At 74.3% G+C, this 17,154-nt stretch carries 11 protein-coding genes; 5 read left to right on the top strand and 6 right to left on the bottom strand.

Annotation, left to right across the window (positions count from 1 at the left end):
• Position 1 precedes the first annotated feature (1 nt).
• Together sdhA and OO57_RS16410 are read left to right on the top strand one after the other, a co-directional pair.
• On the top strand, positions 2–1,744 hold the full coding sequence (gene sdhA, locus OO57_RS16415; protein WP_033253217.1) for a succinate dehydrogenase flavoprotein subunit: 1,743 nt from the start codon (positions 2–4) through the stop codon (positions 1,742–1,744).
• Positions 1,744–2,517: a succinate dehydrogenase iron-sulfur subunit gene (locus OO57_RS16410; RefSeq protein WP_033253216.1), complete on the top strand. Its 774-nt coding sequence runs from the start codon at positions 1,744–1,746 to the stop codon at positions 2,515–2,517. Before sdhA ends, OO57_RS16410 begins: the two co-directional genes overlap by 1 nt.
• 67 nt (positions 2,518–2,584) lie before the next feature.
• Here the strand turns inward: OO57_RS16410 and OO57_RS16405 are convergent, their stop codons facing one another.
• From OO57_RS16405 to OO57_RS16395, 3 genes are all read right to left on the bottom strand, one after another.
• Complete coding sequence (locus OO57_RS16405; protein WP_158715142.1) at positions 2,585–3,928, bottom strand: hypothetical protein; 1,344 nt, start codon at positions 3,926–3,928, stop codon at positions 2,585–2,587.
• A 254-nt stretch (positions 3,929–4,182) separates the two neighbouring features.
• Positions 4,183–5,799 carry a hypothetical protein gene (locus OO57_RS46800; protein ID WP_033253214.1) on the bottom strand — a complete coding sequence of 539 codons (1,617 nt, stop codon included), beginning with the start codon at positions 5,797–5,799 and terminating at the stop codon, positions 4,183–4,185.
• Between the two features lie 109 nt (positions 5,800–5,908).
• Positions 5,909–6,184 (bottom strand): SCO4848 family membrane protein, encoded by a 276-nt coding sequence (locus tag OO57_RS16395; protein WP_033253213.1) that lies wholly within the window; start codon positions 6,182–6,184, stop codon positions 5,909–5,911.
• A 137-nt stretch (positions 6,185–6,321) separates the two neighbouring features.
• Here OO57_RS16395 and OO57_RS16390 point away from each other — a divergent pair, with 137 nt between their 5' ends.
• Positions 6,322–7,563: a D-alanyl-D-alanine carboxypeptidase family protein gene (locus tag OO57_RS16390; RefSeq protein ID WP_234337368.1), complete on the top strand. Its 1,242-nt coding sequence runs from the start codon at positions 6,322–6,324 to the stop codon at positions 7,561–7,563.
• Between the two features lie 70 nt (positions 7,564–7,633).
• Here OO57_RS16390 and OO57_RS16385 read toward each other — a convergent pair whose 3' ends face one another.
• From OO57_RS16385 to OO57_RS16375, 3 genes are all read right to left on the bottom strand, one after another.
• Positions 7,634–8,494, bottom strand: a complete 861-nt coding sequence (locus OO57_RS16385) for a class I SAM-dependent methyltransferase (protein ID WP_033253212.1) — start codon at positions 8,492–8,494, stop codon at positions 7,634–7,636.
• Positions 8,495–8,582: 88 nt separating this feature from the next.
• Positions 8,583–9,527 (bottom strand): YihY/virulence factor BrkB family protein, encoded by a 945-nt coding sequence (locus OO57_RS16380; RefSeq protein WP_033253211.1) that lies wholly within the window; start codon positions 9,525–9,527, stop codon positions 8,583–8,585.
• A gap of 216 nt (positions 9,528–9,743) precedes the next feature.
• Entirely contained in the window at positions 9,744–10,742 is a 999-nt protein-coding gene (locus tag OO57_RS16375; protein WP_051777734.1) for a glycosyltransferase family 2 protein, read from the bottom strand.
• 140 nt (positions 10,743–10,882) lie between these two features.
• Between OO57_RS16375 and OO57_RS16370 the strand changes: the two genes are divergently transcribed.
• Both OO57_RS16370 and OO57_RS16365 read left to right on the top strand, forming a co-directional pair.
• On the top strand, positions 10,883–14,464 hold the full coding sequence (locus OO57_RS16370; protein ID WP_033253210.1) for a bifunctional glycosyltransferase/CDP-glycerol:glycerophosphate glycerophosphotransferase: 3,582 nt from the start codon (positions 10,883–10,885) through the stop codon (positions 14,462–14,464).
• Between the two features lie 220 nt (positions 14,465–14,684).
• The gene (locus tag OO57_RS16365; protein ID WP_051777732.1) at positions 14,685–17,105 is read left to right on the top strand and encodes a CDP-glycerol glycerophosphotransferase family protein; all 2,421 of its coding nucleotides are present in this window, start codon (positions 14,685–14,687) and stop codon (positions 17,103–17,105) included.
• Positions 17,106–17,154 lie beyond the last annotated feature (49 nt).

Here is a 17,154-nt window from a genome sequence, read left to right as displayed (position 1 = left end):
CATGCAGATTCACCAGTACGACACCGTCATCGTCGGCGCCGGCGGCGCCGGCATGCGCGCGGCCATCGAGTCGACGCAGCGCAGCCGCACCGCGGTGCTGACCAAGCTCTACCCGACCCGGTCCCACACCGGCGCGGCGCAGGGCGGCATGTGTGCCGCGCTCGCCAACGTCGAGGAGGACAACTGGGAGTGGCACACCTTCGACACGGTCAAGGGCGGTGACTACCTGGTCGACCAGGACGCCGCCGAGATCATGTGCAAGGAGGCCATCGACGCCGTCCTCGACCTGGAGAAGATGGGCCTCCCCTTCTCCCGCACCGACCAGGGCCGGATCGACCAGCGCCGCTTCGGCGGCCACTCCCGCAACCACGGCGAGGCCCCGGTCCGCCGGTCCTGCTACGCCGCGGACCGCACCGGCCACATGATCCTGCAGACGCTGTTCCAGAACTGCGTCAAGCACGGCGTCGAGTTCTTCAACGAGTTCTACGTCCTCGACCTGCTGATCAACGAGGGCCGCACCGCCGGCGTGGTGGCCTACGAGCTCGCCACCGGCGAGATCCACGTCTTCCAGGCCAAGGCCGTGGTGTTCGCCTCCGGCGGCACGGGCAAGATGTTCAAGGTCACCTCGAACGCGCACACCCTGACCGGTGACGGCCAGGCCGTGGCGCTGCGCCGGGGCCTGCCGCTGGAGGACATGGAGTTCTTCCAGTTCCACCCGACGGGCATCTGGCGGATGGGCATCCTGCTCACCGAGGGCGCCCGCGGCGAGGGCGGCATCCTGCGCAACAAGGACGGCGAGCGCTTCATGGAGCGCTACGCCCCCGTCATGAAGGACCTCGCGTCCCGTGACGTGTGCTCCCGCGCGATCTACTCGGAGATCCGGGCCGGCCGCGGCTGCGGCCCCGACGGCGACCACGTCTACCTGGACCTGACCCACCTGCCGCCGGAGCAGCTGGACGCCAAGCTGCCGGACATCACCGAGTTCGCGCGCACCTACCTCGGCATCGAGCCCTACACGGACCCGATCCCGATCCAGCCCACCGCGCACTACGCGATGGGCGGCATCCCGACCAACGTCGAGGGTGAGGTCCTGAAGAACAACACCGAGGTCGTCCCGGGCCTGTACGCCGCGGGCGAGGTCGCGTGCGTGTCGGTGCACGGCGCCAACCGCCTGGGCACCAACTCGCTGCTGGACATCAACGTGTTCGGCCGCCGGGCGGGCATCGCCGCCGCCGAGTACTCCGACAAGCACGACTTCGTGCCGCTGCCGGAGGACCCGGGCGCGCTGGTCGAGGCGCTGGTGGAGGGCCTGCGGAACGCCACCGGCACCGAGTCGGTCGCGAAGATCCGCCAGGAGCTGCAGGAGTCGATGGACGCCAACGTGTCCGTCTACCGCACCGGCAAGACCCTGCAGCAGGCGGTCGAGGACGTGGCGGCGCTCAAGGAGCGCTTCAAGAACGTCTCGATCGCGGACAAGGGCTCGCGCTACAACACCGACCTGCTGGAGGCCGTCGAGCTGGGCAACCTGCTCGACCTGGCCGAGGTCCTGGTCGTCTCGGCGCTGGCCCGCGAGGAGTCCCGCGGCGGTCACTACCGCGAGGACTTCCCGACCCGTGACGACGTGAAGTTCATGCAGCACACCATGGCGTACCGCGAGGTGGCCGAGGACGGCACCACCTCCATCCGCCTCGACTACAAGCCGGTCGTGCAGACCCGCTACCAGCCGATGGAGCGTAAGTACTGATGTCCACTCCGACCGTCGAGACGCACTCGGCCGCGCTGGACGCGGTCGAGGCGGGCAGCGCCCAGCTGATCAGCGTCACCTTCCGGATCCGCCGGTTCAACCCGGAGGAGCACCCGGACCCGGTGTGGGTGGACTACCAGCTCCTGATGGACCCGAAGGAGCGCGTCCTGGACGCGCTCAACAAGATCAAGTGGGAGCAGGACGGCACGCTCACGTACCGCCGCTCCTGCGCGCACGGCATCTGCGGTTCGGACGCCATGCGGATCAACGGGCGCAACCGGCTGGCGTGCAAGACCCTGATCAAGGACGTCAACCCGGAGAAGCCGATCACGATCGAGGCCATCAAGGGCCTCGCGGTCCTCAAGGACCTGATCGTGGACATGGACCCGTTCTTCCAGGCGTACAAGGACGTCATGCCGTTCCTGATCACCTCGGGGAACGAGCCGACCCGCGAGCGCCTGCAGTCGCAGGCCGACCGCGAGCGCTTCGACGACACCACCAAGTGCATCCTGTGCGCCGCGTGCACCTCCTCGTGCCCGGTGTTCTGGAACGACGGCCAGTACTTCGGCCCGGCGGCGATCGTCAACGCGCACCGCTTCATCTTCGACTCGCGCGACGAGGGCGGCGAGCAGCGCCTGGAGATCCTCAACGACCGTGAGGGCGTGTGGCGCTGCCGCACCACCTTCAACTGCTCGGAGGCCTGCCCGCGCGGCATCGAGGTCACCAAGGCGATCCAGGAGGTGAAGCGCGCGCTCGTCACGCGCCGCTTCTAGTCCGACCCGTCCGAAGGGCCCGTCCGGAGTTCGCTCCGGGCGGGCCCTCCGGCGTGTCCGGGGTGCGTCAGGCGGTGCGGCGGGTGCGGACGGTGGCGAGGGTGAGCAGCAGCGGGCCGAGGAACAGGGCGGCGGCCATGGTGCGGTAGTCCTGGTCGGCGGCGGAGGCGGTGAGCGCCAGCTGGGTGCCGAGGACGGCCGCGCCCGCGACCGGGACGAGGGCGGCCAGCCGGTGCCGCCAGGCGTACAGGACGGCGGCGGCCAGGCCCAGGTAGGCCCACAGGGCACCGCGCCACAGCAGCCAGTCGAGCTGCGGGGCGCGCAGCAGGGTGCGGCTCCAGGACGCGGCGGCGTGCAGGGGGTGCCACAGGCCGCGGGAGTCGGCCGCCGGGCCCGGGACCCCGGTGGCGGCGTGCGGGCCGCTGCTGCCCGCCCAGACGCCCCAGGCGAGCCGTCCCCGGCAGAGCCGGGCGTCCAGCACCCGGTCGGGGTGGTCGCGCAGCAACCGGCGCCAGGCGGCGGCGAGTTCGCCCTGGTGGCGGCGGGCCGCGGCGGCGTCCCACGGCCCGGTGAGGGCGGCGCTCGCGGAGCAGTCGGCGCCCGCCGCGTCCCAGGTCGCGGGCGGGGCGACGGCGGTCAGGGCGGGGCCGAGCGGGGCGGGGGCGCGGTGCTGGGCCAGGGCCAGGTCGGCGGCCCGCAGGGTGTGCAGGTCGCCGCCGCGGTCGGCGGGGTGGCCGAGCAGGCCGAGCGCGATCGGCACCGCCAGCGCGAACGAGGCCAGCAGCACCAGGCGCACCCGCGCCCCGGGCAGCGCCGGCAGCAGCACCGCGACCGCGACCAGCGCCGTCCCGGCGCCCCGGGTGCCGGTCAGCGCGAGGGCGCAGACGGCCGAGAACAGCACGGCCAGATCCAGCCGCTGGGCGGGCCCGCCGAGCTGCAGGCCGCCCTCGACCCGCCGGACCAGCAGCCGCAGCCCGGCCCCGGTGAGCAGCAGCGCGGCGACGGTGGCGACCGCCCCGGGCGTGGCCGAGACCACCAGGGTCGCGGTCGGCGGGAGCGCGGCCAGCGCGAGGGCGACCGGCCCGCTGTGGCGCCCGCGCACCCCGAACCGGGCGAGCGCGGCCACCAGGTACCCGAGCGCGAAGGCCGCCGCCGCGGTCTGCAGCAGCGTGGCGGGCCCGGCGTGCACGGCCCGCACGGCCGCCGCGTACAGCGGCGCCGACCCGTCGGGCACCGCCCCGGTGTACGCCGGGTACACCGCCGCCCACCACAGCAGCAGCACCGCCCAGCAGGCCGCCGCCACCACGAAGGGCAGCCGCAGCCGGGACTTGGCCCGCCGGTGCCGCCGCGCCCGCTCCTGGCGCCGCGCCCACTCCGGACGGGCCTCCTCGTGGGTGGTACTGGTGCTCACGCCGAAGCCCTCCCCCACAGTTCGTGCCGGGCAGGCTAGCAGCGGGATTCGGCCATTTGAAGAGGGCATGCACATGCGCCCGTCCGTGGCCGGCGGCAGGACGACCCGGGAAACGGTGCGCCCGACGTTGCCCGCGCCCTCCTGCGTCCCCGGGCGCGGTCAGCCGGCCGGGCCACCGGCACGATCCGGCCGTTCCCCCACCCCGGTTCCGGACGCTTCACCACCGCCCTCCCCCGGGAAGTCGACGGTGGTGGTCAGGCGAGCGGGCCGCGGTCCCTCGGGGCGGCGGCGCCGTGGTAGGCGAGCAGGTGCCGGTCGGCGGTGACGGCGTACAGGTCGGGCTGCCCGTCGCCGTTGAGGTCGCCGGAGCTGCCGAGGGTCGGGTAGTCGGCGACCGGGAAGGTGCCGAGGACGGTGCCCGCGGCCGGGTCGGCGAGGCCGGAGAAGTCGTAGCCGCCGTCGGCGAGCTTCGGCACGGCGTGCGCGCGCAGCAGGCCGGTGGACTGCTCGCGGGACCACAGGGCGAGGTTGCCGTCGGCGTCGGGGCCGGGGGCGATCAGGTCGTAGCCGTTCCAGGCGCCGCTGGTGGTGAGGCGGGTGGACTTGCCGAACCGGGAGGGGTCGCGCTGCAGCCACAGGTCGCCCTGCTCGACGTCCAGCAGGTTGAGGCCGTAGGGCCGGGCCTGGTCGACCGAGCCGAACGCGACCAGCTGCCGGACGTCCCGGTAGGTGGTGCTGCGCCCGTCCGGGCAAGTGGTCGGGAGGTTGGCGAGGTCGGTGCAGGAGCTGGGGTGCCGGACCAGAGCCGGGCTGTTCGCGCCGACCGGGAACGCGCCCTGGTTGGCGTACATGTAGAGGTAGCCGTTGTTGCCGGGGGCGGTGCTGCGGACGAAGAGCGTGTCGGCCGGTGCGCTGTTGCCCCAGCCCTTGTGGACCACCTGCAGGCCGCTCCAGCTGCCGTCGAGCGGGGCCCGCTCGGCGGGGACGACGGTGGTGGGGGTGGTGCCCGCGGCGTCGCCGCTGATCACCAGCAGGTTGCCCCGGGAGTCCGGCAGCAGGATGTCGGGGACGCCGTCGTTGTCCACGTCGCCGAGGGCCTTGGGCGGGTTGGGGTTGGACGGCGCGAAGAAGCTGTAGCGGACCGGCTGGGTGGTGTTGCCCGCGTGGTCGACGGCCTGCACCTGGAGGTCGTGGGTGCCCCACCCGGCGGGCTTGAGGGTCACGGTGGCGGTGCCGTCCGCGTCCGGCAGGACCACGTCGGGGTCGGCCGGGTCGCAGCCGCCGACGCCCTCCGTGCCGTCCAGCACGTAGCGGAAGCAGGCCAGGCCGGAGCCGGTGTCGGAGGCGGAGAAGGTGAACGCGCCGGGCTGCCCGGCGTACTTGCCGCCGCCGCTGTCGGGGAAGTCGTCCGAGTGGACGGTGGGCGCCGCGGGCTGGGTGGTGTCGACGCCGAAGCGGCAGGTCTCGGTGGGCTGCCCGGAGCCCGGCCGGTACTGCGGCCAGACCTGCCAGGTGTAGCCGGCGCCGTCGGGGAGGTTCGCGACGGAGGTCCGGACGGCGCCGAGGTCCGCGTCGGCGGTGGTGTCGAGGACCTTCGCACCGGTGGCGTCCCACAGCTTGAAGCGGGCGGCGGGCGCGGTGGTGCGCGCGTACAGTTCGGGGCCGAACTGGCTCACGCTGACCCAGCCCGGCGTGCCGGTGGCGTTGCAGCCGTCGGTTCGGCCGGTGTCCAGGTAGGTGCCGGGCAGGACGGTCGGGCCGGTGACGGCCGGACCGGGTTCGGCCTGTGCCGCGGGCGCGGCGAACAGGCCCGCGGCGAGGACGGCCGTGGCGCACGCGGCGAGCAGCCGCGGCGGGACGGAGCGGGACAAGGGACCCCCCAGGAAGACGGTGTGCGGGCGTGCGCGATCGTCGCCCGGCCGCGCATCCTGCTCCGGAACGGGGTTGGGACGCAAGCGAATTGCCCTTGCCCGGCCGCGGCTACTCCGCGGCGGGGGCGGGCTCCTGGCCGCGCAGGGCACGCAGGGCGCGCAGGCCGCGGACGCCGATCCAGCCGATGGCGAGGCCGAGCAGCAGGGAGGTGACGGCGAGCAGCAGGTGGACCCAGAAGAAGGCGGTGGGCTGGGAGTGGTCGCCGTTCACGAAGGCCTGGCCGCCGGAGTCCTTCCAGAGGTTCTTGACGAAGGTCGTCCAGATGAAGACGGACCAGACGCCGAAGGCGGTGAGGAACCAGGAGACCGGGCGGCTGAGCTTCATGGCGGGGTCCTTCGCGGCAGACGGGGTGCCCGTCCAGTATGCGGGGCCCGCCGATCGGAGCAGTGGGCGGTACACGTTCGTGGTGGCGCGCGGCGGCGCCGCGGGGGGGCCGGGCGCGGCCGGGTTACTTTCCCGGAATGCTGATAATCCGCCGGATCCTCCACGGTTCGTCCGCTGCCGTCCTGGTCCTGGTGCCCGCCGCTGCCGCCGCGGCCGCCGTTCCGGGCGACGCGCCGCCGCCCGCGGTGGTGGGCGGGGAGCGGCTGGGTGCGGCCGGGGTGCAGGTGGCGGCGGGGGCCCCGGCGCTGCCGAAGGACCTGACCGGGAAGTCCTGGGTGGTCGCGGACGCGGGCAGCGGGCAGGTGCTGGCCGCGTTCAACGCGCACGCGCAGCTGCCGCCCGCGTCGACCCTGAAGATGCTGTTCGCGGACACCGTGCTGCCCCGCTTCCACGCCTCCGACGTGCACCGGGTGACCTGGTCGGAGCTGCAGGGGATGGGCGCGGGCAGCAGCCTGGTCGGCATCAAGGAGGACCTCGACTACAAGGTCGAGGACCTGTGGCGCGGGGTGTTCCTGTCCTCCGGCAACGACGCGGTGCACGTGCTGGCGAACATGAACGGCGGCGTGGCGAAGACCGTCGCCGACATGCAGGCCCGGGCGGAGCAGTTGCAGGCCCGGGACACCCACGTGGTCAGCCCGGACGGCTACGACATGGACGGGCAGGTCACCTCGGCGTACGACCTGACCCTGTTCGCCCGGGCGGGCCTGCGCAACCCGGAGTTCCGGGCGTACTGCGCGACCCGCTGGGCGCAGTTCCCGGGCGCGGTGGACAAGAAGACCGGGCAGCGCGGCAGCTTCGGCATCGCCAACACCGACCGGCTGCTGGGCAAGTACCCGGGCCTGATCGGGGTGAAGAACGGCTACACCACGAACGCGGGCGCCACCTACACGGGCGCGGCCGAGCGCGGCGGGCGGACGCTGCTGGTGACGGTGATGCACCCGGCGAGCAGCCCGAAGGTGTACGACGAGGCGGCGGCGCTGCTCGACTGGGGCTTCGCCGCGGCGGGCAAGGTCGAGCCGGTGGGGGTGCTGGCCGAGGACGGCGGCGCGGAGCAGGGCTCCCCGGCGCCCGCCGCGGAGCCGGTCGCGGCCCGGCCCGACCCGGGCCCGTCCGACCCGGCCCGGCCCGCGGAGCCCGGCTCGGGGAGCGGGCTGGCGGCGCACGCGGCGGCCTCCGGGCCGGGCCCGGTGACCTGGTCGGCGGTGGGGCTGTGCGCGGCGGTCGCGGCGGCCGGGCTGCTGCGGCTGCGGGCGCTGCGCCGCCGGGCCGCCGGACGCCAGGGGGGCCGGGCCGACGGGGGCTGGTCGGACGAGGGCTGAGCGGGCCGGGGCTGAGCGGGCCGGGGCGCGCCGCCGGTGCACGGGGGGTACCGGCGGCGCCGACGGGGCGTCAGGCGGCCTTGCGCCCGTTGCGCAGGGCGCGGCGCACCGCGCGGGCGGCGAACGGCGGCAGCACGTCCAGGGCGACCCGGCGGGACAGCGAGCGCTGCGGGGCGGGCCGCGCGGGCGGCGCGGGCTCGTCCCAGGCGAGGCGGTGGCAGACCTGCCCGGCGAGGTGCTCCTCGTCGAGCCGGAAGCCCTCGGCGCGCCAGTCCCGGGCGAGCAGGTCGGCGCGGACGGCGTCCGCGTCGCCCCAGGTGCCGTAGAACTTCTCGGGGGTGAGCAGCACCGGCCGCAGCCCGAGGGTGAACACGGCCTCCCAGACGGCGGCCGCCACGCCGGGGGTGTGCGGGGCGCGGTAGTCGTCGAGGGCGACGACGCCGTTCTTGGCGAGCGCGTCGCGGGCGACCAGGATGTCGCCCGCCACGTGCTCGTACAGGTGGGAGGCGTCGATGTGGACGAAGCGGCAGCTGTCGGCGGCGATCCGGCCGTCGGCGAGCACCGAGGTGGGGGCCTGGACGATCACCGGGAGCTCGGGGTGGAAGGCCCGGTAGTTGGTCTCGAAGGCGCGCCGGGTGAGGGTCTCCCGGTAGGACATGCTCATCTCGGCGGAGTTCTCGTCGTCGGGCGCGTCGAGGTCGAACAGGTCGCAGACCGTGAAGGTCTCGCCGCTCTGCAGGTGGTTGCCGAGCAGGATCGCCGAGCGGCCCAGGTAGGCGCCCATCTCCAGCAGGTCGCCGCTGGTCCCGGCGGCGGTCTGCCGGTCCAGCAGGTGGGAGAACACCTCCCGGTCGGCCCGGAAGAACCATCCGGGCACGTCGTCGGGGGCGGCGGGAGCGGCGGGAGCGGCACTGGTGTCTAGAGCGGACACACGGTCTCCTGGGTGCGGGCCGGGGCGTGCGGGACGCCACCGGGTGCGGTCGGCGGCCGAAGCCGGACGGGTGTGAGCGGGATCATAGTCACTCGTCCGAATGCCGGACAGTGGCTCGGGCTGGTGTCTTCCCAGCGGTTTCGAGGGCCGCCTCGGCCTGCCGGACGGCCCGCAGCCGGGCCTCCTCCGGGTCGGCCAGGGCCGTCCAGGCCGCGCAGTACATCAGCAGCCGGGCGACGAAGTCGATCCACAGCAGCAGCGCCACCGGCACGCCGAACGCCCCGTACAGGCTGCGGCCGGCCACCGAGCCCAGGTACGAGGAGAGCAGCAGCTTCAGCAGTTCGAAGCCGACCGCGCCGATCAGCGCGCCCTCCAGCAGGGCGCGGCGGTGCTGGTCGCGGATCCGCGGGAACGGGCCGAGCAGGTAGGCGAACAGCAGCAGGTCGGCGCAGACCGCGATCAGGAAGCCCAGCGCGGACAGCGCCCAGCGGGCGGCCCCGCCGTGCAGGCCGAGGCCGTCGGCGAGCCGTTGGGCGAGGGTGGTGGCCACCGCGGAGGCGGCCAGCGAGGCCAGGCAGACCAGGCCCAGGCCGAGCAGCACCACGCAGTCGCGGGCCTTGACCAGGACCGGGTTCCCGCCCTCGTCCGGCAGCCGCCAGGCGGTGCGCACGGCACCGCGCATGGTGTCGACCCAGCCGAGGCCGGAGACCAGCAGCAGCACGCCGGAGACCAGTCCGACGGTGCCCGCGTTGGCGACCATGGCGTTCAGGTCGAGCGAGTCGGCGAGGCCGGGCAGCTGCTCGGAGATCTTGTCCTGCAACTGGTGGACCCGGGCGTCGGAGAGGGTGGCCAGGGCGATCGCCAGGGCCACGGTGAGCAGCGGGAACAACGCCAGGAACCCGAAGAAGGTGACCGCCCCGGCCAGCCGGTTGCCCTGCACGTCGTCGAACAGCAGGTACACCCGGTAGGGGCGGCTGCGCAGCAGGCGGGCGACCAGCGGGCCGACCACGGGCAGCTTGGTGAGGAAGTCCACCCTTGGCTGTATACCGCCGCCCGGCCCCCCGAACGCGGACCGACGCGACGGCACACCACCGGACGCCCCCGGCGCCCCCGGACGCCCGGCCCCTCCCGGCGGAGGGCGGGCCCGCGCGGCAGCGCGCGTCCCAGCGGCGGACGGCCCTGGAAACCGGGGTGCCTGCCGCAGGCGATCAGCCGCCTACCGGGGCGGGCCCGCGCAGCGGTTCGCGTTTCAGCGGCGGACGGCCCGGCGGGCCCGGGCGAGCATGCGCAGGCCCTGGAAGCCGAGGTGGTTGCCGCGGGCGACCAGTTCGCCGCGCAGGCCTTCGCGGCCGGGGGCGGGGCGGTAGCCGGCGGGGCGGTGGCGGGTGCAGTGCTCGGCGGCGCGGCGGAAGAACTCGCGGCGGTCCCCGGCCGGGACGCGTCCGGGCCTGGAGACCACGGTGGCGAGGTGGCCGAGCATCCTCCGGTAGACGACGGGGCGCCAGCGGCCCAGGTCGGGGCGGGCGTCGAGGAAGGCGAACACCCGGTCGTACTGGGCGAAGACGTCGAAGTGCTTGCGGGAGGCGGTGGCGAGGATGTTGCCGCCCTCGCGGCGCTGCCGGTAGTGGACGCCGACGGTGTCGAGCAGGGTGATCCGCTCGGCGGCGAGCAGCGCCGGGTAGGTGAACGGGGTGTCCTCGTAGTAGCCGGGCGGGAAGGACAGGCCGTTGTCGGCCAGGAAGCCGCGGCGGTACGCCTTGTTCCAGGCGACCTGGAGCAGGTCGAGCAGGTCGGGCCGTTCGTCCGTGGTGAACACCTCGGGGCCGGGCCGGGCGAAGACGGGGGCGGAGGCGGAGCGGGCGACCCGGCCGTCCCAGTAGGTGCGGGCGTAGTCGAACACCAGCAGGTCGGGGTCGCCGGTGGCGCGCAGCCGGGCGTCGATGTCGGCGAGCAGGCCGGGGGTGAGGGTGTCGTCGCTGTCCAGGAAGAGCACGTAGTCGCCGGTGGCGAGTTCCGCGCCCGCGTTGCGGGCCGGGCCGAGGCCGACGTTCTCGGGCAGGTGGCGGACGGTGACCCGGGGGTCGCGGGCGGCGGCCGCGTCCAGGATGGCGCCGCAGCCGTCGGGCGAGCGGTCGTCCACCCCGATCAGTTCGAAGTCCGCGAAGGTTTGTGCAAGCACCGACTCCAGGCACTCCGGGAGGTACTCCTCGACGGCGTGCACCGGCACCACCACACTGAACCGCGGCATCTCATCACTCTCCCGACCCGACCTGGCCTGGCGCAGACTAGCAAGCCCGGAGGGGTAGGATCGCGGCCGGTGACGGTCCGCTTTCGTACGTTTCGACGGACCCGCCGGCCGCACCCCCGAGGAAAGGCTCTGCGCTACCGATGGCCCCCCGTCTCTCCGTCGTCGTTCCGATCTACAACGTCGAGCGCTACCTCGAGGAGTGCCTGGACTCCATCGCCGCCCAGACCTTCGCCGACTTCGAGTGCGTCATGGTCGACGACGGCTCCAAGGACTCCAGCGCCGAGATCGCGCGGGCCTACGCCGCGAAGGACTCCCGGTTCCGGCTGGTGCAGCAGGTGAACAAGGGTCTGGGGGCGGCCCGCAACACCGGCTACCGGAACATCTCCCCGGACAGCGAGTTCCTGGCGTTCGTCGACAGCGACGACACCATGCCGCCGTCCGCGTACGAGCTGATGATCGGCACCCTGGACGAGACCGGCTCGGACTTCTGCACCGGCAACGTGCTGCGCTTCCGCGCGGTCGGCCACTACCAGTCCGGCGGCCACCGCAGGCCGTTCGCGACGACCCGGCTGCGCACCCACATCACCGAGATCCCGGCGCTGATCACCGACCGCACCGCCTGGAACAAGGTCTACCGCCGCTCCTTCTTCGACGAGGCGGGCGTGTTGTACCCCGAGGGCATCCTGTACGAGGACGCGCCGGTCAGCGTGCCGCACCACTTCCTGGCCCGCCGGGTCGACGTGCTCGCCGAGCCGATCTACCACTGGCGCGAGCGGGAGGTCGGCGAGATGTCGATCACCCAGATGAAGACCAACCCGAAGGGCGTCATCGACCGGGTCAGGTCGATGGAGCTGGTCCGGGAGTGGCTCTCGGCGCAGAGCGACCCGAAGTTCCGCAAGTACCTGCGCACCTACGACGAGAACAACCTCGTCGAGGAGATCCCGATGTTCTTCGGGTCGGTGCTGGAGAACGACCCGGACTACAACGCCGCCTACCTGGAGTCGGCCGGCCGGCTGCTGCGCGCCATCGGGCCCGAGCCGGTCCGCAGGCTGCGCGCCCCGCTGCGGCTGAAGTACCACCTGACCCTGCAGGGCCGGCTGGAGGAGCTGATCGAGCAGCTCCGCTTCGAGAAGGACAGCAACGGCGCCGCCCCGGCCCGCGGCCTGCTCCGCCCGTACGCCGACTACCCGTTCCTGCGCGGCGGCCGCAAGAGCGTCCCGGCGGACGTGCTGCGGCTGAAGAACGCCCTGGTGATGCGCTCGCGGCTGTACGAGGCCCGCTGGGAGGGCGGCAAGCTGAAGCTCAGCGGCCACGCCTTCCCCGAGCACCTGGGCGCCGAGCACAAGCACGACATGGTCAAGGCGCTGGTCCTGCGCGAGGCCAAGGGCCGCGGCGTGGTGGCCGTGCAGACCAAGGCGCAGTACTCCCCGGAGGCCACCGCCAGCTCCCCGCACGACCTGTACAGCTGCGACTGGGCGGGCTTCAGCGCGTCCATCGACCCGCAGCGGCTGAAGTCCCGCGGGGCCTGGAAGGACGGCTCCTGGCGGGTGCTGGTGGCCGGGGTCGGCAAGGGCGGCGTGTACAAGGGCCGGGTGTCGGTCGGCTGGCACGACCGCAACGAGTACCCGCCGGTGCACTGGGTCGAGGACGACGTCCGGATCGTGCCCTGGTCGCGCGACGGGCACCTGCTGCTGCGGGTGGAGCGGGTGCGGGCCCGCGCGGTCGCGGCCTCGGCGCAGGACGGCACCGTGGAGCTGCGCGGCCTGGTCCGCTCCGGCCCCGACCTGGCGGGCGGCGAACTGAAGCTGCGGCACGTCGAGTCCGACCGCGAGCTGTTCGCCGAGCTGGAGCTCGGCACCCCGGCCGGGCGCGACCTGCCGTTCACCGCGCGGGTGCGGCTGTCCGAGCTGACCGCCGTCCGGGAGGCCTGGGACGCGCTCGACCCGACCGCCGAGGAGCGCACCCGGGACCGCTGGGACCTGGAGCTGAAGCTCACCGACGGCAGCTCGCTGCCCGTGGTGCTGGACGACCGGGCCGCCCCGGTCCGGCTGCACGTGCCGCTGCCCGGCGGCGACCGCGCGCTGTACGCCAAGCCCTCCCCCTCCGGCTACCTGCAGCTGTGCGACCAGGTGCTGCAGCCGGTGATCGAGGAGGTGGCGCGCGCCACCGACGGCGAGGGCTTCGTGCTCAGCGGCTCCTTCCCGCTGCCCGGCACCCACCGCTACGAGCTGGTGATCCGGCACCCCAAGCGCCAGGAGGAGCACGCCTACCCGATGGAGATCGCCGACGGACGGTTCCGGGCCGCGCTGCCCGCCGTCCCGACCGCGTCCTTCGCCGGGCGGGTGCCGCTGCACAAGGGCACCTGGACGGTGCTGTTCCGCCCGGTCGGCGCCCCGGTCGACAGCCTGTGGCCGGCCGCCGCGCTCTCCGACCGGACCTTCGACGCGCTGCCGCTGGAGATCGAGGCCCGCGGCAAGCGGGTCGCCCTGGAGCGCCGCCTGTTCGACACCCTCACGCTGGAGTCGCACGACCCGCTGGACCCCGACGAGCGCAGCGGCTACCGGCAGCGGCTGCTGCGGCACGGTTACGCCGCGGCGCAGGACGCCCCGCTGACCGACACGGTGCTGTACCACACCGTCCGGGAGGACTGGTGGACCGTCGACGGCGGCCTGTACGGCGACTCGCCGCGGGCCGTGCACGAGGAGCTGGTCCGCCGCGGCCTGCCGCTGCGCCACCTGTGGACCTCCAACGACCTGCAGGCCGAGCTGCCGCAGACCGCCGAGTGCGTCCGCCACCGCTCCCCCGAGTGGTTCGAGGCGCTGGCCACCGCGAAGTACGTCGTCACCTCGACCCACCTGCCCACGTACTTCCGCCGCCGCCCCGGCCAGGTCGTCCTGCAGACCTGGCAGGGCGTGCCGCTGAAGCGGATCGGCACCGACTTCGAGAAGGTCTGGTTCACCGACTCCGGGTACCTGGAGCACCTCAAGGAGGAGGTGCCGCAGTGGAGCCTGCTGACCGCGGGCAACCGCTGGTCGGTGCCGGTGCTGCGGCGCGCCTTCGGGTACGGGGGCGAGGTGCTGGAGAGCGGGGCCCCGCGCAACGACCTGCTGTTCGCCGCCGACCGGGAGAAGACCGCCGAGCGGGTGCGCGAGCAGCTGGGCCTGCCCGAGGGCAAGAAGGTCGTGCTGTACGCGCCGACCTTCCGGGAGGACCGCCGGCTGCCCGACGGCGGCTACCAGTTCAACCTGCAGCTCGACCTGGAGGCGGCCCGCGCCGCGCTGGGCGACGACCAGGTGCTGCTGGTGCGCAGCCACGAGGTGGTGCGCGGGCAGATCGCCGAGGCCGGGAACGGCTACGTGTGGGACGTCAGCACCTACCCCGACGCGGCGGAGCTGCTGCTGGTCGCCGACGTGCTGGTGACCGACTACTCGGCCTCGGTGTTCGACTTCGTGAACACCGGCCGCCCGGTGCTGTTCTTCGCCTACGACCTGGAGCACTACCGCGACAACCTGCGCGGTTTCAGCTTCGACTTCGAGGCCCAGGCGCCCGGCCCGCTGCTGCGCACCTCCGCCGAGGTCGTCGCGGCGCTCGGCGACGTGCCCGCGGCCACCGCCGGGTACGCGGACAGGTACGCGGCCTTCCGCGAGGCGTACGCGGACCTGGACGACGGCCGGGCCTCGGCCCGGGTCGTGGACGCCCTGCTCGCCGAGGGCGAGGCGTAGCCGCGGGAGCCGTTCCCGGCCGGGGCCGTTCGCCCGTTCCCGGCCGGGCCGCCCTCCGGCACCAGCCGGGGACGCTGGGTGATCACCTCCGTCAACCGGTCGACGCCGCGTCACCGCCGGTCGACTCCCAGCCAATTCCCGCCCGACTCCCGGGAAATCTGAGAATTTTCCCAGCAGGGGGGGAATTGACTTTCCCGGTTCGCCTGGCTGTCATGGGCGGGTGTCACGACTCTCCCTCTTCGCCGGTCGCCAGGACCGCTCCCGCACCACCGCCGACCCCGCCGCCCGGGTCGGGTTGCGGCAGGCGGCCTGGGACGGCGACGTCCTGTCGCTGCTCGGCGACGGCCGCCTGGAGGGGCAGCCCGGGGACCGCCCGGGGCGGACCGAGGTCGAACTCGAACTGACCCCGCCGTCCGGGCAGCGGGCGCTGAAGCTGCGGACCTTCCCGCGTTACCTGCCCGAGGCCACCGACGACAGCGGCCAGGAGGAACTGGGGCTCGACTGGACCGGATTCACCGCCCTGGTCGAGCCGCAGGCGCTGCGCCAGCGCGGCCAGTGGCTGCCCGGCACCTGGAAGGTGACCGCGCTGGTCGCGGCCGGCTCCCAGCGGGTGCGCACCCCGGTCGTCGCGCACTGGTGCGGCAGCGCCGAGTACCCGCCCGCCCGCTGGGTCGACGAGGGCGTGCTGCTGGTGCCCCGCTTCGGCTCCGAGACCCTGCAGCTGACCGTACTGCCCGGCCGGGCCGTCGCCACCGGCCTGGAGCGCACCGCGGACGGCTTCCAGGTCTCCGGCCGGGCCCCCGCCGACGCCGCCGGCAGCTCCCTGGTACTGCGCCACCGCGAGTCCGACACCGCCCTGACCTGCGCCACCGACTGGGACGGCCCCGCGTTCACCGCCCGCGTCACCGCCGCGAACTGCGACCTCTCCGGGCACTGGGAGCCCGCCCTGCTGCACCCCGACGGCCGCACCGTCGACCTGCGGACGGACCTGCCGCCCACCGGCGCCCGCCAGTTCCCGCTGCCGGACCGGCAGGTGCTGTACGCCAAGCAGCTCTCCGACCTGCGCCTGCAGTTCTGCGTCCAGGACCCGGAGCCGGTGGTCGACGCCCTCGCGCCCGTCCCGGCGGGCTACCGGCTGACCGGCGAGCTCCCGCACCACGGCGGCGCCGCCGTGGAGCTGGTGCTGCGCCACAGCGGCGACGGCCGCGAACGGCGCCGCCCCGTCGAGCTGACCGCCGACGGCCGCTTCGACACCGTCCTGGCGCTGGAGCCGGACGCCTCCGACGGCCGCCCCCGGCCGCTCGCCAAGGGCGTCTGGGAGCTGTCGCTGCGCCGGGTCGGCGCCCCCGAGCACGAGGGCCTGTCGCTGCGCCTGCACCCCGGCGCGCTGGCGGGGCTGCCGCTGCGCGCCGCCCGCGGCCCCAAGACCTTCCTGCTGGAGCGCCGCTGGCACGACACCCTGATCCTGGACAGCACCCCGGTGCTGTCCGCCGCCGAGCGCAACGCCCGCCGCCAGCTGCGGTTGCGCACCGTCGACTACCCGGCGGCCCGCCGCCTGCCGCTGCGCGACGCCGTGCTGTACGACGTCTTCGGCGGCCGCAGCTACTCCTGCAACCCGCGCGCCGTGCACGAGGAGCTGGCCGCCCGCGGCCTGCCGCTGGAGCACCTGTGGGTGGTCGAGGACGGCCAGGAGCAGCCCCCGCCGGGCACCACCGCGCTGCGGATGTGGAGCCCCGAGTGGTACGAGGCGCTGGCCACCTGCCGCTACCTGGTCGGCAACACGCACTTCCCGGACTTCCTGGAGCGCCGCGAGGGCCAGGTCGTCGCCCAGCTGTGGCACGGCACCCCGCTCAAGCGGATAGCGCGCCAGGTCCGCACCGACTGGATGGCCGAGGACGGCTACCTGGACCGGCTGGAGCACGAGGTGAAGCAGTGGAACCTGCTGCTCTCCCCCAGCCCGTTCGCCACCCCGGTCCTCGCCGACTCCTTCGACTACCGCGACGAGCCGCTGGAGGCGGGCTACCCGCGCAACGACCGCCTGGTGCGGGCCGACCCGGCCGAGCGGGCCGCGGTCCGCGCCCGGCTCGGCGTCCCGGAGGGGCGCACCGCCGTGCTGTACGCCCCGACCTGGCGCGACGACCAGCGCGAGGGCGACCGCTACCGGCTCGACCTGCAGCTGGACGTCGAGGCGGCCCGGGCCGCGCTCGGCGAGGACCACGTGCTGCTGCTGCGGCCGCACGTGCACGTCGGCGGGCGGATCCCGGACGACGACTTCGTCCGGGACGTCTCGGACCACCCGGACGTCGCCGACCTGATGCTGGCCGCCGACGTGCTGGTCACCGACTACTCCTCGCTGATGTTCGACTTCGCGGTGACCGGCCGTCCGATGCTGTTCTTCACCTACGACCTGGAGCACTACCGCAGCAGGCTGCGCGGCTTCACCTTCGACTTCGAGGCGCACGCCCCGGGGCCGCTGCTGGCCGACTCCGCCGCCGTGGTGGCCGCCCTGCGCGACCTGGACCCGGCGCCGCACGCGGAGCGCTACCGGGCCTTCCGGGAGCGGTTCTGCCCGCTGGACGACGGGCGGGCCGCGGCCCGGGTGGTCGACCGGATGCTCGAACTCGCCGAGCGGCGGGACTGAGGCCCGGCGGGCGCGCGGCCGGGCCCCGGGAACCTTCGGGTTCCCGGGG

The organism is Kitasatospora phosalacinea (assembly GCF_000717185.1).
Classification (GTDB): Bacteria; Actinomycetota; Actinomycetes; order Streptomycetales; family Streptomycetaceae; genus Kitasatospora; species Kitasatospora phosalacinea_A.
This window is presented reverse-complemented; position numbering and strand designations above follow the sequence as displayed.